The organism is Mesorhizobium sp. WSM4849, assembly GCF_055811385.1.
The window spans coordinates 47,810-69,325 of sequence record NZ_JBVVPW010000035.1 but is presented as its reverse complement, the minus strand read 5'-3'; the positions used below and the strand labels follow the sequence as shown (position 1 = coordinate 69,325).

15 protein-coding genes and 4 pseudogenes are annotated in these 21,516 nt (G+C 63.5%); 15 read left to right on the top strand and 4 right to left on the bottom strand.

The genetic code is table 11. From position 1 onward, the window contains the following. The coding region (locus AC0L3L_RS29815) for a hypothetical protein (protein WP_473490011.1) at window positions 1–310 on the top strand (310 nt) is incomplete at its 5' end. Between the two features lie 311 nt (window positions 311–621). Next, window positions 622–900 carry an HU family DNA-binding protein gene (locus AC0L3L_RS29810; protein WP_473482496.1) on the top strand — a complete coding sequence of 93 codons (279 nt, stop codon included), beginning with the start codon at window positions 622–624 and terminating at the stop codon, window positions 898–900. On the opposite strand, the pseudogene AC0L3L_RS29805 reads toward AC0L3L_RS29810, so the two are convergent. The 4 genes and pseudogenes from AC0L3L_RS29805 to AC0L3L_RS29790 form a co-directional block, all read right to left on the bottom strand. Continuing rightward, window positions 890–1,169: pseudogene (locus AC0L3L_RS29805) on the bottom strand (hypothetical protein); the annotation flags it as partial. The gene AC0L3L_RS29810 and the pseudogene AC0L3L_RS29805 sit on opposite strands and share 11 nt — an antisense overlap. A 34-nt stretch (window positions 1,170–1,203) precedes the next feature. Continuing rightward, window positions 1,204–1,409 (bottom strand): annotated as a pseudogene (locus tag AC0L3L_RS29800) (CopG family transcriptional regulator). Between the two features lie 938 nt (window positions 1,410–2,347). Beyond that, on the bottom strand, window positions 2,348–4,264 hold the full coding sequence (locus tag AC0L3L_RS29795; protein ID WP_473640603.1) for an acyltransferase family protein: 1,917 nt from the start codon (window positions 4,262–4,264) through the stop codon (window positions 2,348–2,350). A 382-nt stretch (window positions 4,265–4,646) separates the two neighbouring features. Further along, the gene (locus AC0L3L_RS29790; protein ID WP_473640601.1) at window positions 4,647–5,987 is read right to left on the bottom strand and encodes an efflux transporter outer membrane subunit; all 1,341 of its coding nucleotides are present in this window, start codon (window positions 5,985–5,987) and stop codon (window positions 4,647–4,649) included. Window positions 5,988–6,072: 85 nt separating this feature from the next. On the opposite strand from AC0L3L_RS29790, the pseudogene AC0L3L_RS29785 reads away from it, so the two are divergent. From AC0L3L_RS29785 to AC0L3L_RS29725, 13 genes and pseudogenes are all read left to right on the top strand, one after another. Continuing rightward, window positions 6,073–7,108: pseudogene (locus AC0L3L_RS29785) on the top strand (ISL3 family transposase); the annotation flags it as partial. An 861-nt stretch (window positions 7,109–7,969) separates the two neighbouring features. Then, the gene (locus AC0L3L_RS29780; RefSeq protein ID WP_473640599.1) at window positions 7,970–9,097 is read left to right on the top strand and encodes a cytochrome P450 family protein; all 1,128 of its coding nucleotides are present in this window, start codon (window positions 7,970–7,972) and stop codon (window positions 9,095–9,097) included. Window positions 9,098–9,115: 18 nt separating this feature from the next. Continuing rightward, window positions 9,116–10,318, top strand: a complete 1,203-nt coding sequence (locus AC0L3L_RS29775) for a cytochrome P450 (RefSeq protein WP_473489433.1) — start codon at window positions 9,116–9,118, stop codon at window positions 10,316–10,318. Window positions 10,319–10,412: 94 nt separating this feature from the next. Further along, a complete protein-coding gene (locus AC0L3L_RS29770) occupies window positions 10,413–11,702 on the top strand; it encodes a cytochrome P450 (protein ID WP_473640597.1) in 1,290 nt (429 codons plus the stop codon). 1 nt (window position 11,703) lies between these two features. Beyond that, on the top strand, window positions 11,704–12,012 hold the full coding sequence (locus AC0L3L_RS29765) for a ferredoxin (RefSeq protein WP_473482508.1): 309 nt from the start codon (window positions 11,704–11,706) through the stop codon (window positions 12,010–12,012). Beyond that, window positions 11,999–12,844 (top strand): SDR family oxidoreductase, encoded by an 846-nt coding sequence (locus AC0L3L_RS29760; protein WP_065010993.1) that lies wholly within the window; start codon window positions 11,999–12,001, stop codon window positions 12,842–12,844. Before AC0L3L_RS29765 ends, AC0L3L_RS29760 begins: the two co-directional genes overlap by 14 nt. Then, complete coding sequence (locus AC0L3L_RS29755) at window positions 12,844–14,187, top strand: cytochrome P450 (RefSeq protein WP_473482510.1); 1,344 nt, start codon at window positions 12,844–12,846, stop codon at window positions 14,185–14,187. Before AC0L3L_RS29760 ends, AC0L3L_RS29755 begins: the two co-directional genes overlap by 1 nt. A gap of 148 nt (window positions 14,188–14,335) precedes the next feature. Beyond that, window positions 14,336–15,334 carry a polyprenyl synthetase family protein gene (locus AC0L3L_RS29750; protein ID WP_473482528.1) on the top strand — a complete coding sequence of 333 codons (999 nt, stop codon included), beginning with the start codon at window positions 14,336–14,338 and terminating at the stop codon, window positions 15,332–15,334. 283 nt (window positions 15,335–15,617) lie between these two features. Further along, entirely contained in the window at window positions 15,618–17,168 is a 1,551-nt protein-coding gene (locus AC0L3L_RS29745; RefSeq protein ID WP_473640595.1) for a hypothetical protein, read from the top strand. Then, window positions 17,165–18,066 (top strand): annotated as a pseudogene (locus AC0L3L_RS29740) (terpene synthase family protein). The gene AC0L3L_RS29745 and the pseudogene AC0L3L_RS29740 overlap by 4 nt, the downstream one beginning before the upstream one ends. A gap of 84 nt (window positions 18,067–18,150) precedes the next feature. Further along, a complete protein-coding gene (gene fni / locus AC0L3L_RS29735; RefSeq protein WP_473482514.1) occupies window positions 18,151–19,197 on the top strand; it encodes a type 2 isopentenyl-diphosphate Delta-isomerase in 1,047 nt (348 codons plus the stop codon). Window positions 19,198–19,489: 292 nt separating this feature from the next. Further along, the gene (locus tag AC0L3L_RS29730; protein WP_473640593.1) at window positions 19,490–20,506 is read left to right on the top strand and encodes a hypothetical protein; all 1,017 of its coding nucleotides are present in this window, start codon (window positions 19,490–19,492) and stop codon (window positions 20,504–20,506) included. Then, entirely contained in the window at window positions 20,500–21,255 is a 756-nt protein-coding gene (locus tag AC0L3L_RS29725) for a hypothetical protein (protein ID WP_473640591.1), read from the top strand. Before AC0L3L_RS29730 ends, AC0L3L_RS29725 begins: the two co-directional genes overlap by 7 nt. The last annotated feature ends 261 nt before the right edge of the window (window positions 21,256–21,516 follow it).

Here is a 21,516-nt window from a genome sequence, read left to right as displayed (position 1 = left end):
TCGATCACATGTCCAATGCTTCAGGTTCCTCCTTGCAAAATGGCTGGCATCCACACAAGAACTTGACGCACACAACTTAGGAGAACCTGATCCACACCTGTCGCTCTGCTGTATGGGCCGATCACAAGGATCCCAACGGACCTTCATCTTCAACTCCGTGGCGGCCTACGCGAAATCTATCCGGCTATTACACCACGGATCGAGAGCGCTGGCGGCGATGGGTGAAAGCTTGCGGATTACGATCACCGAAAATGGTTCGGCTGAGCGCGGCATGCCATTCAATGCTGCTCACTTCAACTGGGTTGATTGACGTGATGGGCAAATGCCGGCTTGCTGACGAGATCGTCAGACGAGTGACACAGTAAGACCCGAAGCAGGCACGTTGGAGGGAATCTTGGCCGTGGCGGTCTCTGCGGTGATCGGGTCGGGAGCCAGTCCGGCCCGACTGGTCTTTAGCCCGACCCAGTCTGCCAAGCTTCCAAAAACCTTTTCGACGTAGGAACTCAGTCCGACAGCCCAGCTTCCGGGGATTTTTATTTTAACGCGTTGCGCCGCGCGGACTACCACCTCGGTGTGTTGTGTGCAAACAGTGGCAGGTAACAAAATAAAGGAGCATATTCCATGACGACGGCAAATGAGATCGCAGAAAAGATTGCAGCCGACAACGGCCTGACGAAGATGCAGGCCAAGAGCATCGTCGACAACGTGTTCAAAGCGATCTCCGATGCGGCGGCGAGCGGTGCCGAGACGAGCCTGCCCGGTTTCGGCAAGTTCAAGGTGAAGGAAACACCAGAACGCGAGGGCCGCAACCCGTCCACGGGCGCGACGATCAAGATCTCCGCCTCGAAGAAGCTGTCCTTCACGCCGGCTAAAGCCATCAAGGACGCGCTCAACGCCTGATCCCGTACCGGGATGGTGCCCCGATAGATAGGGTCCAGCCGTGGTACGCAGTGGGGATCAGGTGCAATGCAGACTTCCCGCCCTTCACGGCCGCCGCCGACAGCTTGCGGCCAGCTTGAAAGTTGGCCGCAGCGCGCCTTGGCGAGCGTGAGAAGATACGTATCCGTGACCTGTGTCGACGTCAGGATTTTCGCTGCATCGATGTCGCCGGAGCCGACCAGGCTCACATCGTCGGGCCAGAAGCTGTGCCCGTGCAATGCCCGCAACTTTGTGCGATCAGGACATTGACATCGAGCAGGAACGTCAAGGCAGTTCGTCTCGCAAGGCATTTACCGCGTCAAGCGTGACAGGAGGTGCATCCGGCCGAGGCGACAGGAGAGGAATCCCGTTGCGCCGCCGGCTTGAGGCCGGCGCGGCGAGCGCCGGGCGAGATTGGTGATGACCTCGCCAAGGCTGCGATCCTGCTGCCGGGCGATGGCCTCGGCCGCGACCAGGACGTCGTCATCGATAGCCTCATATCGCGCTAACCGTTAATGCGCCACCTGAACGGCGCTATTGACCGCTTGCCGTGCATCATGCCAACGACACGATTTACGGGCTTGCCGCTATTTCTACGCTTCCAACCTGAAGCGTGTCTGGCGTGTGGCGCCACCTCTTTGACGGGCAGCCCCAACACGTCGGCGACATATCCGAGCGCTAGCATATCACCCTCCATTCGATTGCATCTAATTTGAATCCGAACTTCGATATTTTCAAATTAAAATGCCAATCCTGGTCTAAACGACTGCATTCTCCAGTTGACTGTCAAGAGATATATAATTGATCAAAGACATTTTCTGATTGAGTGAGTACATATTATATCATTGTATTAATAATATGTAGCAAAGATATAAATCGTCACAATTATTTATGAACTGATTGTTCAAACGTATGAAAATAAAGTAACCACTTTCTGATTCTTATCCTGACAATGGAATGGGACAACAGAAGCAGGCGCGATCTCATCTGCGTGGCATGAGACGATGGGCGAGAGATGATGACACTGAAGGAGCCGGGGGAGCTTACGGTGTCAATTTCTATGTCTGCGCCTATGTCTGATGACAGAGGTTTCCATGTTCTTGAGGCGGCTCCGAACCGGCTGGACCGACGATGACGTCGGCACCGTCGACATGATCCGGCAGACCGGCAAGTCCAAGAGCTGCATATGGCGTTGGCAGAGCGCCCCAATTCCTCAATGCGGGTAACAATCCGCTGCATTGCGGCCGGATCTCCGGAACGGATCGGCTCATCATCAGCGCCGTGCGGGAACGCGTTCCGCTTGGCAGCCTTGCGGGCCGTCGCCTCGTGCGCTTTCAGGTCGGCGCGGCGGGCGTCCGAAATCCTCATGCGCTTTTCATTGCGAGCCACGCGAAAGTGCTCGCGGTTCACTCCGCCTAAAAAATTCGCTCTAACGAGCAGCCCTGATCAGCCTCTCAGCAAGTCTTGTCTTTCGAGCGATGATCTCTGATCCTTCATAGGAAAGATGGCCGCTGTCCCGGTAGAGGAATTTGCCATCGATCTCGGTTCTGCATTTTGTGTCGTCGCAGAGAAAGTCGTGGTAAGAGACAACCTCTACGTCAGCTTTCACAGCCACCTGGTTCAAGAGCTCAAGAGTGCGGGATCGCATCCGGCGGTAATCGGTGACATAAATTTCGCAATCACTGTGCCGCCCGAGCATAAGATTTCCCCTCACCTTTCGCTCAAGGCAATCGCCGATATCGAAGCTTGCGACTGGCGGGGGAGCAACTACGACCACTCGCCTGCCCAAAGCGCGAACGGCGTCGACGAGGGACTTGATACCCTCAACGGCTCCATCTACCGAAGTTTCAACTTCCGTGAATGTCCCGTCACGCCTCTTAAGCAGCATGAAGTCTTTTGAATCAGGGGCGTCAAATGGGCTCGAAATGACAACGGTCCTTATCCCCGGCCGATTTTTCAGGATACCCAAAACACTGTCATTGAAGCGAATACAGTCCTCGGCGAAGGAGGGAGACGCTGCGCGCTTGGAGAAGGCAGCAACGCCGATGGCGGGGAAGCACCCGCTCATTGTGAGCTGAGCCAGGCCGGCCTCTCCGATCGTTTTGGCCAAGCCGGGAACCAGTGCCATGGCAAATGAATCGCCCCAAACCAGCAATTCGGGCCTGCCCGTCGTCTGACAGGCCTCGGGAATGCCCTGGGGAGGCGATCCAGATGTGAGATCACATGCCCTTCCCAGGCCGTAATTGATCCGTCGGCTCTCGGAAAAGCCAACCCTACTTTCGGCTGCGCCAATGTCGACTGGCCGTGCGAAGCCGAGAAGAACCGTTGCGGCAACGAGTCCTGAGGCCATCCGTCCACGAGATGCGACGAATCCCTGCCGGAACGGCTTTTCCACGAAACGGTGAAGAACTAAGCTGGCTACAACTGAGAAGGCAACTGCCGCATAGATCGCAAGCGCGGGAGGCTCTGCCAGCCAAGCAGCCCGCACATATACAAGCACCGGCCAATGGACCAGATAGAGCGAGTACGAGATATCCCCGATCCTTGCCATGCTTCGAACCGCCACATTATCCCTGCTGGGCGACAGCAGGAGGATCAGGGTCGCCAAGCAAACCAAAGCGGCATCCACGATCGGGTTCTGCGAACCAAGTCCAATGGGAATAAGGAGGATAAGCACGAGCGCCGGGAGGCGCAGCGCCGCAAACTTGGCCGCCACGCGAGCGCTGGCGGGAAGCAATGCCCCGAGCGAACCAATCGCTATTTCCCAAAAGCGGGTCGGCAAAAGATAGAATGCAGCGTATGGGTGACGAATGGCCACGTAGAGACACAGTGCCAGGCTGGCAACCAGGAGCAAACTAACCGCTGTGAGCCGCCATCTCTTGGGAGCCAAGGCCAAGAAAGCAGGAAGCAGCAGATAACACTGTTCTTCGACAGCGAGCGACCAGAAATGCAGGAGAGGCTTCGTTTCGGCGGATTCGCCGAAATAGTCCGCCTGAGACCAGAGAACGATGTTGCCGGTGAATGTGAGCGCCCCGAGGACCTGACTTCGGAAGTCCCGCAGGCCCACATCCGACAGGAAAAAGGGGGTAGCGATCGTCGTGAGCGCAATGACCGCATAGGCCGCGGGCAACAGGCGCTTCGCACGACGATAATAGAATTCCCAATAGCTGAACCGTGACTGCTCAAGCTGGGTCGCGATGAGGCCGGTTATCAGAAAGCCCGAAATTACGAAGAAAATATCAACGCCGAGATAACCAAACGGCGCGATTTGGGTATGATAAAGGACAACCAGCAGGACAGATAGACCCCGCAAGGCCTGGACATCGGCTCGAAAGTCTCGCGGCATAGAAGACCTGTTGAAATTCCCGGTTTAATTGGATGAACTGAGGCCTAGCACCAACGATGTGAAAATGGTGCCCTTCTAGAATCATCCGCTGGATCGATTTCGGCCGATCTGCCGCACTCGCCCATAACATAACTAGGAAAGATGCCGGCAGCAGGTGTCGGCGTACTTGCTTTCGGTTAATTGTTGTTCTTCTAATGGAGCATGCCCGCTAATTCGTAAAATCGATTAGTTGAATTCCATACATCCAGGCTATGGATCGCTTGCACACCCTCTGATGGCATTCGGCGAGGTTGCCTACTGCTTGCCGTCACCGTAAGTTTTTGCCCTCCCTCAAAGTGTCGAGCAAAAGGCGCCCGCCACGCGCGTTCGCCATAAGGCTTCATCACGCTGCATCTGGCTTCCAGTTCGAATCCACGGCTTTGAAGTAGGCGCGGTAGTTGCGCGCCGCGACACTGGCGTCGCCGATCTGCCGTCGCGTTCTGTCGATCCGCACAAGTGCGGTCTCGACTTCGGCGACCGCGTCCAGCACAGCTGATTTGTAGGCGGCCACCGCCACCTTATATGCGGCTGCCGCGCTGCCCACTGCCGCCCGGCGCGAGCCACCGTCAAAAAGCGGGATCGAGACGGCCGGGCCGAAGGACCAGGGCAGAGAGGTTCCCATCAGCGATGAACTGTCGATCTTGACCGAGCCGCCGAGGCTGAGGCTCGGATAGAGATCGGCTTTTGCCGCGCCGATCTCGGCGAGCGATGCAGCGACCTCGAGCTCAAGGGCGTCGATGTCGGGGCGCTGCCGTAAGGCGTCGGCAGGCACAGCGGATAGCTTGAGGATCCTCGGCGCGGGTAACCCCCGCTTGCCCATCGCCAGAATATCGCGGACGTGAGGCTCGTCACCGCCAGTAAGTCGGGCGAGCGACTTGACGAGAACCTCGCACTCGGCACGCTGCGCGGTACGTGTCGAGGCGGAGTTAGCAGCACTCGCCCGCCCTAGCGCAAGGTCGGCGCTCGACGTAAGGCCAGAGGTTGCGGCGGTTTCCATTGCCCGGATCGTCTGGCGCTGCGAGGCGAGTTCGGTGGTATAAACTTGCTCCAGCTGCCGGCAGGCACGGTATTGCACATAATAGTCCGCCACCTCGGCCGCGAGCGAGACCCGCGCATCGTGCCAATCGGCGATCCGTTCGTGGGCCCGAAGCCGCGCTGCCTCGCTCTTACGCCGCGTCTTGCCGAACAGATCGATTTCCCAAGAAGCGTCGAGGCTGCCGCTCACCGTCGTAGCGGCAACAACTTGGTTGGCTTTGTTGCCGCGGGCGAGCGATCCCGAGCCGCCAAGCCCCGGAAAAAGGCTCGCCTGCGTAGATGCCAGCGTGGCGCGCCCCCTCTCGATCTCTGCAACGGCGGACTCGAGACTGGGGCTTTCCGCCTGCGCAGATGCAATGAGGGCCGTCAGCGATGGATCGGAAAACGTGGACCACCAGGACACGAGATCGCCGGTCCGGCCGCCATGCGGAAAGGTCGCGTGCCAGGCATTCGCGATCTTCAAATCAGGTTCCTGAACGCTGGCGACGGTCGTGCAGCCTGACACGATCAGGCACGCTCCAAGACCGACCATACCGACAATCCTGCGATAGGCCGCCTTCATCGCGGCCTTCGATTGGCAGGCATTACGGCCCGGCGCGAAACAGCCAGCAAGAAAGGCCATCATGGTAATGGCCATTAGTCGATGCATGTCTACCGCCTTGTTCCGGGCCGCCACCCAGCGGAAACATCTAGGTCTCCACCGGCAGCACCGCGTATGGCGATCGTTCTTCGCAATCGCTCCTGGTGTCGCGCTCACTGATGATCACAGTTGGGTTGTTTTCGCTGCCGGACCAGCGATCGGCATTTGCCCGATTGCGGCCGGCGAAGCCGAAGTCGGCATGGCTGGTCCAACCGCAGCCTTCAGGATCTGCCGGTCCAGGGCAAGCCCGTGACGGTGAAGCTCCTGCTGAGCCGCTGGCGATGTGCACATCAGAAATGTGAGCGACAAACGTTCACTGATCGACTCCCGACGGTTGCTTCCCCTTATGCGCGCAGGACGACGAGGGTCGTGGAGATTGTCGGCTTGCTCGGCCATAGCACGGGTGGACGTCCTGGCGAACGCCTCATGTAACGGCTCGGCATGCCGGTCAGTGACGACACCATCCTGCGGCAACTGAAGCGGGATGCCGCGGTTACTCACCGCGCCTCCGAGATTCGGGTGGTTGGCATCGATGACTGGAGCTGGCGGCGAGCGACGCGATACGGCACTATCATGGTTGATCTCGAGCGCCAGTCGGTCGTCGACATTCTCGATGATCGGAGTGTCGATAGCGCAGCCAGGTGGCTGCGGATCATCCCTCCGTCGAGGTCGTCAGCCGAGACCGCTGCGGCCTGTATACGCAGGCCGTCCGTGAAGGCGCACCGCAGGCTCACCAGGTGGCCGACCGGTTTCATCTGGTCCAGAATCTTCGTACGGCAATCGAGGAACAGATCAGCCTTAGTGGACGTGCTTCAGGAAGATCCATCCTGTCCGAGGACGCTATTGTCGACGCTGCGACACATCGCCGGCGCGCCCGTCTCGCGCATAGGCAGTCTCGCCAGGAGATATTCGAGATGCTCCACGCCTTACGCCAGGAGGGTCTATCCTACAGCGCGATCGCCCGACGGACCGGCTATGAGCGTCGCAGCGTAGCGAAGTGGCTCAAGTTCAAGGCTCCGCCAGATAGGCGGCGAGCAGCATTGAACCCCACATCACCATGGTACTTTGAAACGTTCCTTGCCCAATGCTGGAAGGAAGGGAACCGCTGCGGACGGCATCTTTTTTCTGATTGAGTGAGAGACAACTCCATATCGTGTCAATAATTTGAAACAAAGATATAAACTGTCAATTATTTATGGACGGATTATTTCAAACGCATGAAAAGCAAGTAACCCTTTCTGATTCTGATCCTGACAATGGAATGCGACAACAGAAGCAGGCGCGATCTCATCTGCGTGACATGACACGATAGGCGAGAGATGATGACACTGAAGGAGCCGGGGGAGCTTACGGTGTCAATTTCTCTCTCTGCGCCAATGTCTGATGACAGAAGTCTCCATGTTCTTGAGGTGGCTCCGAACCGGCTGGATCGACGATGGACGTCGGCACCGTCGACATGATCCGGCAGACCGGCAAGTCCAAGAGCTGGATATGGCGTTGGCAGAGCGCTTCGCCGCCGAAGGCTTCAAGGGCTGTTGCGACAAGACGCGGCCCTCGCGTATTGCGGCTCTCGGGCCCGAAGCCCTGCCGAGCGCGGTTCTGATACGCCGTGAGAGGAATTGGATAATGGGCCAGAATTGTGAAATATATTGCGGCATTATGTAATTTTAGAAATCTCAGCAACAAATAAAGTTAACATTCTTTTCACTTGAATTTTGGGGCTTGTTATTCAATTAAATAGGGCGCCCGAACCCAGCAAGATCAAGCGGGTTAGTCGAAATCCAATTTTGCTGGTGCTTGTTGAGGGATGAGACGCTACGCATTTGCGCGAAGCTGCAACTGATTTTGTAGCTGTATTACATAATGGTTCTTTATGGAGTTGTTTGCATGCGCGTAGAAAACGATCATTGCGATGTGATCGGCGTGTCGGTCGCTCCCACGCAACTTAATAGTCTGTCTGCTGCGATTCTGCAGCAGGGGGGATGGCGCGAGTGTCGCTGCCAGGCAATGTGGTGACCTGGGCGGCAGGCCGTCACCAGACGCTCAGGCGGATGTTTTCCGACCAGCGTTTCAACAGGGACTGGCGACAGTGGCGGGCGCTGCAGGACGGCGAGATTCCCGAGGATCATCCGCTGATCGGGATGTGCAAAGTGGACAACATGGTCACGGCGCATGGCGCCGATCACCGGCGCTTGCGCGGCCTGCTGTCCAGGAGCTTCGCGCCCAGTCGTATCGCCTTGCTGGCGCCACGGATCGAACAATGCGTCGATCGACTCCTGGCCGAGATGGCGCAGCGCGGCGGCAGTGCCGATCTGATGTGCGAGTTCGCCGTTCCGCTGCCCACCAACGTGATCGCCGAACTGTTCGGTTTGCCGGACGAACAGCGCGAGGAGATCGTCGCGCTCACCTACAGCCGGGCCAACACCTCCGCCACAGCCGCAGAGGTGCGACAGACGCGGCAGCGCATCCCGGAGTTCTTCCGTCGCCTGATCGCGCTTAAGCGAGGCCAGCTCGGCGACGATCTGGCTTCGGCCCTGATCGTCGCGCGCGACAACGGCGAGCTCGTTTCCGACACCGAGCTCATCGACATGCTGTTCATGGTGCTCTCTGCGGGCTTCGTGACCACCACCGGCGTCATCGGCAATGGCGTGCTGGCATTGCTGACGCATCCGCAGCAACTGCACCTGGTGCGCAGCGGCCAAGTTCCGTGGTCACAGGCGATCGAGGAGATCCTGCGCTGGGGCAGCGCAGTGGCCAATCTGCCGTTCCGCTATGCCACCCAGGACGTGGAGATCGACGGATGCATGGTCCGCCGCGGCGACGCCGTCCTGATGGCGTTCCATGCGGCGAACCGGGACGAAAAGGCCTTCGGTCCCGGCGCCGACAGGTTCGATGTCACCAGGCGGCACAACCCGCACCTGTCGTTCGGCGAGGGGCCGCATTCCTGCCTGGGCGCTGAGCTGGCGCGTCTGGAATTGCGCTGCGCCTTCCCCGCGCTGTTCGGGCGGCTGGAGGATCTGGCGCTGAGCATCGCCGCGGAGGACGTCGTCTACATGCCGTCTTACGTCATTCGCTGCCCGCAGCGCCTGCCGGTCACCTTCCGCCCGTCCATCGCTTAGAGAGAGTGAAGTGCCACCATGTCCGAACAACCCTTGCCGACGCTGCCGATGTGGCGCGTCGATCACATCGAGCCCTCGCCCGAGATGTTGGCGCTATGCGCCAATGGTCCGATCCACCGCGTGCGGTTCCCGTCCGGGCACGAAGGCTGGTGGGTGACAGGCTACGACGAGGCCAAGGCGGTGCTGTCCGACGCGGCATTCCGGCCCGCGGGAATGCCGCCGGCGGCATTCACCCCGGATTCGGTGATTCTCGGTTCGCCGGGGTGGCTGGTCTCGCACGAGGGGGGCGAGCATGCCCGGTTACGCACGATCGTGGCGCCAGCCTTCAGCAACCGCAGGGTGAAGCTGCTCGCGCAGCAGGTCGAGGCGATCGCCGCGCAGTTGTTCGAGACGCTGGCGGCCCAGCCCCAGCCCGCCGACCTGCGGCGCCACCTTTCCTTTCCGCTTCCAGCCATGGTCATCAGCGCGCTGATGGGCGTGCTCTACGAGGATCACGCCTTTTTCGCCGGGCTGTCCGACGAGGTGATGACGCACCAGCATGAAAGCGGCCCGCGCACCGCGTCGCGCCTAGCCTGGGAAGAACTGCGCGCCTACATTCGCGGCAAGATGCGGGACAAGCGCCAGGATCCGGGCGACAACCTGCTGACGGATCTGCTCGCAGCGGTCGACCAAGGCAAGGCAACCGAGGAAGAGGCGATCGGCCTGGCGGCGGGCATACTGGTGGCGGGGCACGAGAGCACTGTCGCGCAGATCGAATTCGGCCTGCTGGCCATGTTCCGCCATCCGCAACAGCGCGAACGCCTGGTCGGCGAACCGTCCCTGGTGGACAAGGCGGTGGAGGAAATCCTGCGCATGTACCCGCCGGGCGCGGGCTGGGACGGCATCATGCGCTATCCGAGGACCGACGTGACCATCGCGGGCGTGCATATTCCCGCGGAGAGCAAGGTGCTGGTCGGCCTGCCGGCTACGTCGTTCGATCCGCGCCATTTCAACGACCCGGAAATCTTCGACATCGGACGCGACGAAAACCCGCACCTGGCGTTCTCCTACGGGCCGCACAACTGTATCGGCGCGGCGCTGGCCAGGCTGGAACTCAAGGTGGTGTTCGGTTCGATCTTCCAGCGCTTTCCCGCGCTACGCCTAGCCGTGTCGCCCGAAGAACTGAAGTTGCGCAAGGAGATCATCACTGGCGGGTTCGAGGAGCTCCCGGTGCTCTGGTGACGCGCGGACGCCGCCGGGATCGGGATCTTCTCCGCAATTTGCCGGCGCGCCTGGGTGCGCACCGGTCAGATCAGCCAGCCAACAGGTAACCAGGATGGACGTGCAGGAAACCACAGCAGCATGCCGGGACGCCTTCGCCGAACTGGCGTCGCCAGCGTGCATCCACGACCCGTATCCGTTCATGCGGTGGTTGCGCGAGCACGATCCGGTGCATCGCGCTGCGTCGGGCCTCTTTCTGTTGAGCCGCCACGTCGACATTTACTGGGCGCTGAAGGCGACGGGCGATGCGTTTCGGGGACCGGCGCCGGGCGAACTGGCGCGCTATTTCCCGCGTGCGGCGACCAGCCTGTCGCTCAATCTGCTGGCGTCCACGCTAGCGATGAAGGACCCCCCGACGCATACGCGTCTGCGCCGGCTGATCTCGCGCGATTTCACCATGCGCCAGATGGACGACCTGCGGCCGAGCATCGCGCGCATCGCCGCAGCGCGCCTGGACGGCATGGCGCCCGCGCTGGAGCGCGGGGAGGCGGTGGACCTGCATCGGGAATTCGCGCTGGCCTTGCCCATGCTGGTCTTCGCCGAACTGTTCGGCATGCCCCAGGATGACATGTTCGGGCTCGCCGCCGGCATCGGCCCCATTCTGGAAGGCCTGAGCCCGCACGCCAGCGATCCCCAGCTCGCCGCGGCGGACGCGGCCAGCGACAAGGTGCAGGCCTACTTCGGCGACCTCATACAGCGCAAGCGCACCGACCCCCACCACGACATCGTGTCGATGCTGGTCGGCGCACACGACGACGATGCCGACACGCTGTCGGATGCGGAGTTGATCAGCATGTTGTGGGGCATGCTGCTGGGCGGCTTCGCCACCACTGCTGCGACCATCGACCATGCGGTCCTGGCGATGCTGGCGTATCCCGAACAGCGGCACTGGCTGCAGGGAGACGCCGTGGGGGTGAAGGCATTCGTGGAAGAAGTCCTGCGCTGCGACGCGCCCGCCATGTTCAGCTCCATTCCGCGGATCGCCCAGCGCGACATCGAACTGGGCGGCGTGGTGATTCCGAAGAACGCGGACGTGCGCGTGCTGATCGCGGCAGGCAATCGCGACCCGGATGCCTTCGCCGACCCCGACCGCTTCGAACCCATGCGGTTCTATGGCACCAGTCCTGGCATGTCGAGCGACGGGAAGATCATGCTGAGCTTCGGTCACGGCATCCACTTCTGCCTCGGTGCGCAACTGGCCCGGGTGCAGTTGGCCGAGAGCCTGCCGCGGATCGAGGCGCGCTTCCCCACGCTGGCATTGGCCGAGCAGCCGACCCGGGAGCCCTCCGCGTTCCTTAGGACGTTCCGCGCGCTGCCGGTGCGGCTGCATGCGCAGGGGGGCTGAGATGCGCGTCGTGGTCGACCAGGATCTGTGCGGAACCACCGGGCAGTGCGTGCTGACGCTGCCGGGGACCTTTCGCCAGCGCGAACCGGACGGCGTGGCTGAAGTGTGCATGGTGACGGTCCCGCAGGCGCTGCACGCCGCCGTGCGGCTCGCGGCCAGCCAGTGCCCGGTCGCCGCCATTCGGGTCATCGAAAGCGACTCTGGCGATGGCGAGCGCGCCAGCGCCAACCCTGCGCCTTCTCCGGCGGAGGCCTATCGGCATGCCGCGAAAGACCAACGCGATCCAGGAGGACACGATGGGACGGTTTGAAGGCAAGGTGGCCGTGGTGACCGGCGCCGGCGCCGGCATCGGCAAGGCATGCGCCCTCGCCCTCGCGCGCGAGGGCGGCAGAGTCGTGGTGGCCGACATTGATGGCTCGGCGGCCATCGCCTGCACCGCGCAGATCGCGGCCGAAGCCGGCCACGCGCTGGCCCTGGCCATGGACATTGCCGATGCGCAGGCGGTGGCAGCGCTGTTCGAGACGGCGGAGCGGCACTTCGGTGGGGTCGACCTGCTGGTGAACAACGCGAGCGCCATGCATCTGACCCCGCGCGACCACGCGATCCTCGACCTGGACCTGGCGGTCTGGGATCAGATCATGGCGACCAATCTGCGCGGCACGCTGCTCTGCTGCCGGCAGGCCATCCCACGGATGATCGCCCGCGGCGGTGGCGCCATCGTCAACATGTCGTCGTGCCAGGGGCTCAGCGGTGACACCGCGCAGACGTCCTACGCCGCGTCGAAGGCGGCGATGAACATGCTGTCGGCCTCGCTCGCCACCCAGTACGGTCACGCGCAGATCCGCTGCAACGCGGTTGCGCCGGGTCTCATCATGACCGAGCGTCTCCTCGCCAAGCTGGACGAGTGCATGCAACGGCATCTGCGCCGGCACCAGCTCCTGCCGCGCGTCGGCCGCCCCGAGGACGTGGCCGCGCTGGTGGCTTTCCTGCTCTCCGACGATGCTGCGTTCATCACTGGCCAGGTCGTGTGCATCGACGGCGGCATGCTGGCGCATGTGCCGACATACGCCGACGGTGGCAACAGCCGCGCCGCGCGGCCTGCCGGCGACATCGCCGAAGCGGCCGCGGCGCCGCGCTGCTGATGGACATGCTGCTCAACCCGCTGGACCGTCGGCACCGGCTGCGGTACGACATCCCGGTCGTGCCCGGCGCTTTCCCCCTCGTCGGGCATCTTCCCGCCATCGTCTGCGACCTGCCGCGCCTGCTGCGGCGCGCGGAACGGACGCTGGGCAGCCACTTCTGGCTGGATTTCGGCCCTGCCGGCCACCTGATGACCTGCACGGATCTGGATGCGTTCGCACTGCTCCGGCACAAGGACGTGTCCTCGGCGCTGATGGAAGAGATCGCGCCCGAATTGCTTCGCGGAACGTTGGTCGCCCAGGACGGCGGCGCGCACCGGCAGGCGCGTGATGCGATCAAGGCGGCGTTCCTGCCCAAGGGGCTGACCCAGGCCGGCATCGGCGACCTGTTCGCGCCCATCATCCTGGCGCGGGTGCAGGCGTGGCGCGACCGCGGCGACGTAACCATCCTGCGCGAAACCGGCGATCTGACGCTCAAGCTCATCTTCAGCCTCATGGGAATCCCCGCGAACGACCTGCCGGGATGGCATCGCAAGTACCGGCAACTGCTGCAGTTGATCGTCGCGCCCCCGATCGACCTGCCCGGACTGCCCTTGCGGCGCGGCCGCGCAGCCCGCGACTGGATCGACGCGCAGTTGCGCCAGTTCGTCCGGGACGCGCGCGCGCATGCCGCGCGAACCGGGTTGATCAACGACATGGTGAGCGCCTTCGATCGCAGCGATGATGCGCTCTCCGATGACGTCCTGGTCGCCAATATCCGCTTGCTGCTGCTTGGCGGTCACGACACCACCGCCTCGACGATGGCCTGGATGGTGATCGAGCTGGCGCGGCAGCCTGTGCTGTGGGACGCCCTGGTCGAGGAGGCGCAACGCGTGGGCGCGGTGCCGACCCGGCACGCGGACCTGGCGCAGTGTCCGGTCGCCGAGGCGCTGTTCCGCGAAACGCTACGCGTGCATCCGGCGACCACGGTCCTGCCCCGTCGCGCGCTGCAGGAATTGCAGCTCGGCCAACGGCGCATTCCCGCGGGCACCCATCTGTGCATCCCGCTGCTGCATTTCTCGACCTCGGCGCTGCTGCACGAGGCGCCTGATCAGTTCCGCCTGGCGCGGTGGCTGCAACGCACGGAGCCGATCCGGCCGGTGGACATGCTGCAGTTCGGTACCGGCCCACACGTCTGCATCGGCTACCACCTGGTATGGCTGGAACTGGTGCAGTTCTCCGTCGCCTTGGCGCTGACCATGCACAAGGCTGGGGTGCGGCCGCGGTTGCTGAGCGGCGTCGAAAAGGGCCGGCGCTATTACCCGACCGCACATCCTTCCATGACAATCCGCATCGGATTCTCATGAGCTGGAATCGCACGCCCCGTGTGGCGAGGCAGCGGCGCCGGCGACGCCCGGCATTGCTGCCTCGGCGCGCGCGCTCGGTGCGACACCGGCAACACCGCGGCGGCTCGGCGCTCGCCGTGGCCGTGTCAGGTACAAGGACATGAACAACATGCAGACCGGTTCCACGCTACACGACGACCGAACTGGCGTTTCCGCGCTCGGCGGATTGGGCGCGCAGGCGCGCGGCGCGTCCGGCAGGCTGCTGCCGGAGATCTGGATGCAGGACGGTGCAAAGCGGGTCGATCAGGCGCTGGCGCGTCTTCTCTGCGCCGAAGACGACGGTGAGACCGAGCTGATGACGGCGATGCGCTATGCCACCTTGCATGGCGGAAAGCGCACCCGCGCCTTGCTCTGTCTGGCTGCCGGCGCACTGGCCGACACGCCGGCGCACATGCTCGACGACGTCGGCGCCGCCATCGAGATGATGCACGCCTGTACTCTGGTCCACGACGACCTGCCCGCGATGGACGACGACGTGCTTCGCCGCGGCCTTCCGACCGTGCACGTCAAGTTCGGCGAAGCCACTGCGATCCTGGTCGGCGATGCGTTGCAGGCGCACGCCTTCCTGACCCTGGCGAGCCTGGATGCGCCGGGCCACAACCGTATCGCGCTCGTGCGCGAACTGGCGCAGGCGGTGTCCGCCGAGGGTGCCGCAGGCGGGCAGGCCATGGATCTGTCGCTGGTCGGAAAGCACGTCGAGCTGGACAGGATCGTGGCGATGCACCGGATGAAGAGCGGAGCGCTAGTGCGCGCGTCCGTTCGCATGGGCGCGCTAGGCGCCATCTCGGAGGATGCCGCGCACGCTGCGCTATACTGTGCGCTCGATCGCTACAGCGCCTGTTTCGGCTTGGCGTTGCAGGTAGTCGACGACATTCTCGACGCGACAGCGGATACCGCGACGCTGGGCAAGACCCCCGGCAAGGACGCGGCGGCGCAGAAGCCGACCTGCGCGTCGATCATGGGGCTGCAGGCAGCGCGCCAGTTCGCGCTGGATCTGTTGCGCGACGCCGGGGAGGCCATCGCCCCGCTGGGGCCGCGAGCGGAACGATTGGCGCAGATGCTGCAGCGGGGCAACGCGTATCTGTTCAAGCACGCGCCCTGCGCATGAGCGCGCGCGTCCGCATGGAGCCGCCCCTGTGCCGCTGCGATCGGCTGGCGGCAGCGGCGCATGCTGCACTGTGTCCGAGTCAGCGGCGCCGATCGCAGCGGTTGCCCAGCACGGCCGCGGCGCACGCGTCGGACCGGCGCCAGCATCGGGGCGCGTCGCCGCGCCGGAGCAGGGCGACCGTCCGGCACTGCCCGTGCGCCGGGCCGCGACGGGCCTGCGGCGACGTGCCCGGCGTCTGCCCGATCCTGGTTCTCGCCAACCTTCTGCAGAAGGAACATCCCGCTTGAACGCGCTGTCCGAACAGATCCTTTCCGAATTGCGCCACCTGCTGAGCGAGATGAGCGACGGTGGCAGCGTCGGTCCGTCCGTCTACGACACGGCGCGAGCTCTGCAGTTCCACGGCAACGTCACCGGTCGGCAGGACGCATACGCGTGGCTCATCGCGCAGCAACAGGCCGATGGCGGATGGGGAAGCGCGGACTTCCCGCTGTTCCGCCATGCGCCCACGTGGGCGGCGTTGCTGGCATTGCAGCGTGCCGATCCTCTTCCCGGCGCTGCCGACGCAGTCCAGGCTGCAACCCGGTTCCTCGAGCGCCAGCCCGATCCCTACGCGCATGCGGTGCCGGAAGACGCGCCGATCGGCGCGGAGCTGATCCTGCCGCAGTTGTGCGGTGAGGCCGCATCCTTCATGGGCGGCGCGGCGTTTCCGCGCCACCCGGCGCTGTTGCCATTGCGGCAAGCGTGCCTGGTCAAGCTGGGGGCGGCGGCGACGTTGCCGAGCGGCCATCCGTTGCTGCACTCCTGGGAAGCCTGGGGGACGTCGCCGACCACCGCATGCCCGGATGACGACGGCAGCATCGGCATCAGTCCGGCGGCCACCGCCGCGTGGCGTGCGCACGCCGTGACACAGGGGAGCATGCCGCAGGTCGGGCGCGCCGACGCGTATCTGCAGGCGGCATCGCGGGCGACGCGCAGCGGCATCGAAGGTGTCGTGCCCAACGTCTGGCCGATCAATGTGTTCGAGCCATGCTGGTCGCTGTACACCCTGCATCTGGCCGGGCTGTTCGCGCATCCCGCGCTCGCCGAGGCGGTGCGCGTGATCGTCGCGCAGCTCGACGCCCGCCTGGGCGTGCGCGGTCTGGGCCCGGCCTTGCACTTCGCGGCCGATGCGGACGACACCGCCGTTGCGTTGTGCGTCCTGCGCCTTGCAGGCCGCGACCCGGCGGTCGATGCGTTGTGCCATTTCGAAATCGGCGAGCTGTTCGTCACCTTCCCCGGCGAGCGCAATGCCTCGGTGTCGACCAACATCCATGCCCTGCATGCGTTGCGACTGTTGGGAAAGCCCGCCGCCGGGACCAGCGCCTACGTCGAGGCCAATCGCAACCCGCACGGTCTATGGGACAACGAGAAATGGCACGTTTCGTGGCTGTATCCCACCGCGCATGCGGTCGCTGCGCTGGCGCAAGGCAACCCCCAGTGGCGCGACGAGCGCGCGCTGGCGGCGCTGCTGCAGGCGCAACGCGACGGCGGCGGCTGGGGCACCGGTCGCGCGTCCACATTCGAGGAAACCGCCTATGCGCTGTTCGCGTTGCACGTGATGGACGGGAGCGAAGAGCCGACAGGGCGCCGGCGCATCGCGCAGGCGGTGGCGCGTGCGCTGGAGTGGATGCTCGCCCGCCATTCGGCGCATGCACTGCCGCAGACGCCGCTGTGGATCGGCAAGGAACTGTATTGCCCCACCCGGGTCGTGCGCGTGGCCGAACTTGCCGGGTTGTTGCTGGCGCTTCGTTGGGGGCGGCGCGTCCTGGCCGAGGGACCAGGAGCGACGCCATGATCCAGACCGAACGCGCGCTGCAGCAGGTGCTGGAGTGGGGGCGTTCCCTGACCGGGTTCGCCGACGAGCATGCCGTGGAAGCGGTCAGGGGCGGCCAGTACATCCTGCAGCGTATCCAACCGAGCCTGCGCGACACCAGCGCCCGCACCGGCCGCGATCCGCAGGACGAAACGCTGATCGTGGCGTTCTATCGCGAACTGGCGCTGCTGTTCTGGCTCGACGATTGCAACGACCTTGGCCTGATCGCGCCGGAGCAGCTCGCCGCGGTGGAGCAGGCGCTGGGGCGGGGCGTACCGTGCGTGCTCCCCGGATTCGAGGGCTGCGCTGTGCTGCGCGCTTCGTTGGCCGCGCTCGCCTACGATCGTCGCGACTATGCTCAGCTTCTCGACGATACCCAGTGCTACTGCGCGGCGCTGCACGCCGGACCCGCGCAGGCGGCAGGGGCGGAACGCTGGTCCTACGCCGAGTACCTGCACAACGGCATCGATTCGATCGCCTACGCGAACGTGTTCTGTTGCCTGTCGTTGCTGTGGGGGCTGGACATGGCGACCTTGCGCGCGCGTCCGGCGTTTCGCCAGGTCCTGCGGCTCATCTCCGCGATAGGGCGCCTGCAGAACGATCTGCATGGACGCGACAAGGACAGGTCGGCCGGCGAGGCCGACAACGCGGCGATCCTGCTGCTGCAGCGCTATCCGGCTATGCCTGTGGTGGAGTTCCTCAACGACGAGCTGGCCGGCCATACGCGCATGCTGCACCGGGTGATGGCGCAAGAACGCTTTCCCGCGCCGTGGGGACGGTTGATTGAGGCCATGGCGGCCATCCGCGCGCAGTACTACCAGACCTCGACCAGCCGCTACCACAGCGACGCTGCGGGGGAGGCCAGCGTGCGCCGGCCTGAACGCGCGGGAGACGGCGGCGTGCGCGCGCTGCCGTCGGTCCGATCCGACGCAACGCCGTCGCCCGATGGGACGATGGAGCGAGCATGAGCGACACCGCCCTGAGCCGGCGCAAGGACGACCATCTGGACATCGTGCTGGATCGGCGAACGGCGCCGGCCACGGTCGCCGGCTGGGAGTACATCCGTTTCGAACACTGCGCATTGCCCGAGTTGGACTTGACGCAGATCGACCTGCGCGCCTCGCTGCTGGGCAAGACCATGCGCGCGCCGCTGCTGATCAGCTCCATGACCGGCGGCATGCCACGCGCCGAGGCCGTCAACCGGCATCTGAGCGAAGCAGCGCAAGCCTTGGGGATCGCCATGTGCGTCGGTTCGCAGCGCGTGAGCCTGCAATCCCGCAACTTCCAGGGGCTGACGCGCGCGCTGCGCCGCCTGGCCCCAGACATTCCCTTGCTGGCCAATATCGGCGCCGCGCAACTGCGCGAGGCCGACGGCCTGGACCTGGCGCGCCGGGCGGTGGATGCGCTGGAGGCCGATGGACTCATCGTCCATCTCAATCCGCTGCAGGAAGCGGTACAGCCGGAGGGCGACCGCGACTGGCGCGGCGTCCTGGCGCAGATCGCTCGCGCCGCGCGCAGCGTGGGCGTGCCGATCGTGGCCAAGGAAGTGGGGGCGGGCCTGTCCGCCTCGGTGGCCTGTGCGCTCGTCGAGGCGGGCGTGGCGGTGATCGATGTCGCCGGCGCCGGCGGCACCAGTTGGGCCGCGGTGGAGGGCGAGCGCGCCCGCGATGCCGCCGACCGTGCAGTGGCGATGGCGTTCGCCGATTGGGGGATTCCGACCCCGGCCAGCGTGCAGGCGGTACGTCGGGCGCTGCCAACGGTGAAGCTGATCGCGTCGGGCGGGATCCGCGACGGCGTCGACGTGGCCAAGGCCATCCACCTGGGCGCGGACATCGCCGGGCAGGCGGCCGGCGTGCTGCGCGCGGCGACGGTGTCCACCGAGGCGGTTGTCGCACATTTCGAGATCGTCATCCGCCAGTTGGCCGTCGCCTGCTTCTGCACCGGCTCGGCTGATCTGGCGGCGCTGCGTCAGGCGCGATTGTTGCCCTCGGCGCATCTGCCCGCCGGTTGATGCCGGCGTCGCCCGCACGTGGCGGCGGGCGCCTAGCACGCTGCTGAAATACCTACGCCAAACATAGACTACTGATCCACCTTGGCGAAGCGGTTCGATGCGCGGGAGCGATGTGTTCATGGAGCAGCTGTTCACGATGAAGCGGTTGGAGGATTTCGTTCCAGCCGATCATCCACTGCGCCCGATCCGGCTGATTTGTCGAAATCCTATTCTCTCTTGAGCCGGTGTCGTAGAAAGCGACCCATACCTAACAGTGCATGTACATTTAACAGAAGCGCTGTTAAATAGGGGCATGGTGTTAGAAAGAATTCCTGCCGCGCGGTTAGAAGCGCTCGCTCAGGCGGCGGAAGCGTATGTCCAGCACGCCTTCGGGCGGCGGCTCGAACTCACGCCGATAGCGCCTACAAACGTCCCACACTTCGTGCTTGACCACTACATGTTGTGGGAAGGGTTGCTGGACGGTCGCACTCTGGTTGTCATGGCGATTTGCGAACCCCGGCAAGGCGCCACAACGGATTACCTCAAGCATCGTGATCTTGTCCGTCGCCAACTTGGCGTCGATCTCATTCTGCTGCTGCTTGACCATGTGCCGAACGCCGTCCGGCGCCAGATGGTGGAGCGGCAGATCGGCTTCATCGCGCCGGGTGCGCAGCTTTATGTCCCGGAAGCATTGCTCGACCTGCGCGAGCGAGCGCGGACGACCGCGATCGCCCCCGCAGACCAGATCAGCCCTACTACGCAATTGGTGCTCCTCGCGGTCCTGCAGGGTATCGCCCTTGAGGAGGAACACCTCACCGACCTTGCCGAGCGACTCCATGTGTCGATCATGAGCATAAGCCGAACACTTGATGAGCTTGAGGCACTCCAACTTGCAAAGGCTCGCCATGTCGGCCGACAACGCCGTCTGCACATGCTTCTGGGTGGTCACGAACTATGGGAGGCAATCCAAGAGCGGTTGCAATCCCCAGTGCGCAAGGTTCGCCTTGTTAGTGGCCGGGTCGAAAACCAAATCGCACCGCTCGCTGGCGAGAGCGCGCTTGCCCGCTACACCATGTTGGCGGCGCCAAGGGTCCAGACGCGCGCCATTCTGTCGATGCGTTGGAAGCGCCTCAAGGAGAGGCTCGCACTCAGCCCAGCCACGGCGTTCGATGACGACCGGTTAGAGATTCAGACCTGGACCTACGACCCGCAGATCCTCGCGCGGGATGCTGTCATAGATCGGCTCTCGCTGTATCTCAGTGTTCGGGGGAGCACGGACGAACGCGTCGCGCAAGCGGCGGTAGAACTATTGGAGAGGTTTGAATGGTGATCGGGGTGGACCGCTTCCGCGCTCATTTCGCGGGCCATGGACATCAATATATGCTGATCGGTGGTGCCGCCTGCGAGCTTATCATGAACGAGGTCGGCCTGGACTTCCGCGCCACCAAGGATCTCGACATCGTGCTGATCGTCGAGGCGCTGGACGCTGCCTTCGCGGAGCGCTTCTGGGCCTTTGTCGAGCACGGTGGGTACGAGATCAGAGAGCGAAGCCAGGGGGAGAAAGTCCTCTACCGCTTCCAGAAGCCGAAGACCGAAGATTTCCCTGCCATGCTCGAGCTGTTCTCGCGGTCGCCCGAAGGGCTGACGCTTGCCGAGGACTCGCATCTTACGCCGCTTCCTATCGACGAAGCGGCCGCGAGTCTGTCGGCGATCCTGCTCGACGAGGACTATTACGCCTTTCTCAAGTCGATGGTGCGCGATGCCGGCGGCATCCCGGTGCTCAACGAGGCAGCGATCATCCCGTTCAAGGCCCGCGCGTGGCTCGACCTTAGCTGGGAGCGCGATGCGGGCGGCAAGGTTGACGAAAAGAACATCAAAAAACATCGCAACGACGTGGCACGGCTGCTGCAAGTCTTAAGCCCCGAAGCCAGCTATCCGCTGCCCGAGACCGTTGCAAAAGACATGCGGGCGTTCGTCGAGCTGGCGACAGCGGAGGTCGATTATAACCCCGAGCAGTTTAAGGTGAATATGACGCGAGAGGATGTTGCAGACCGGATCCGTGCCGCCTACCAGCTCTGATGGCATCCCGCGGTCATCTCCGTCTATCTCTTCAGAGCTAGAAAATCCCGGATGTTAGCGAATGTATCTGGATCGTAGATTGCAGCCCTTAGATGCTCCCGTAGCGACTGATCATCCCGGAACAACTTCACCATGTCGCGAATGAGAAATTCAGCCAATTTTCCAGTCCTACCGCTGAATTGGCTATCTAGTAGGTGGCGCAGATCTTGCCATGAGAGATCGTCCATTCTGCCACCTGAGATTTGTCGGGCACTTTAGCAG

Bases quoted from the DNA above. Each gene is read 5' to 3' on its own strand.
- AC0L3L_RS29810 (WP_473482496.1), top strand. From the start codon at position 622: ATGACGACGGCAAATGAGATCGCAGAAAAGATTGCAGCCGACAACGGC.
- AC0L3L_RS29795 (WP_473640603.1), bottom strand. From the start codon at position 4,264: ATGCCGCGAGACTTTCGAGCCGATGTCCAGGCCTTGCGGGGTCTATCT.
- AC0L3L_RS29790 (WP_473640601.1), bottom strand. From the start codon at position 5,987: ATGCATCGACTAATGGCCATTACCATGATGGCCTTTCTTGCTGGCTGT.
- AC0L3L_RS29775 (WP_473489433.1), top strand. From the start codon at position 9,116: ATGTCCGAACAACCCTTGCCGACGCTGCCGATGTGGCGCGTCGATCAC.
- AC0L3L_RS29770 (WP_473640597.1), top strand. From the start codon at position 10,413: ATGGACGTGCAGGAAACCACAGCAGCATGCCGGGACGCCTTCGCCGAA.
- AC0L3L_RS29765 (WP_473482508.1), top strand. From the start codon at position 11,704: ATGCGCGTCGTGGTCGACCAGGATCTGTGCGGAACCACCGGGCAGTGC.
- AC0L3L_RS29760 (WP_065010993.1), top strand. From the start codon at position 11,999: ATGGGACGGTTTGAAGGCAAGGTGGCCGTGGTGACCGGCGCCGGCGCC.
- AC0L3L_RS29755 (WP_473482510.1), top strand. From the start codon at position 12,844: ATGGACATGCTGCTCAACCCGCTGGACCGTCGGCACCGGCTGCGGTAC.
- AC0L3L_RS29750 (WP_473482528.1), top strand. From the start codon at position 14,336: ATGCAGACCGGTTCCACGCTACACGACGACCGAACTGGCGTTTCCGCG.
- fni (WP_473482514.1), top strand. From the start codon at position 18,151: ATGAGCGACACCGCCCTGAGCCGGCGCAAGGACGACCATCTGGACATC.
- AC0L3L_RS29730 (WP_473640593.1), top strand. From the start codon at position 19,490: ATGGTGTTAGAAAGAATTCCTGCCGCGCGGTTAGAAGCGCTCGCTCAG.
- AC0L3L_RS29725 (WP_473640591.1), top strand. From the start codon at position 20,500: ATGGTGATCGGGGTGGACCGCTTCCGCGCTCATTTCGCGGGCCATGGA.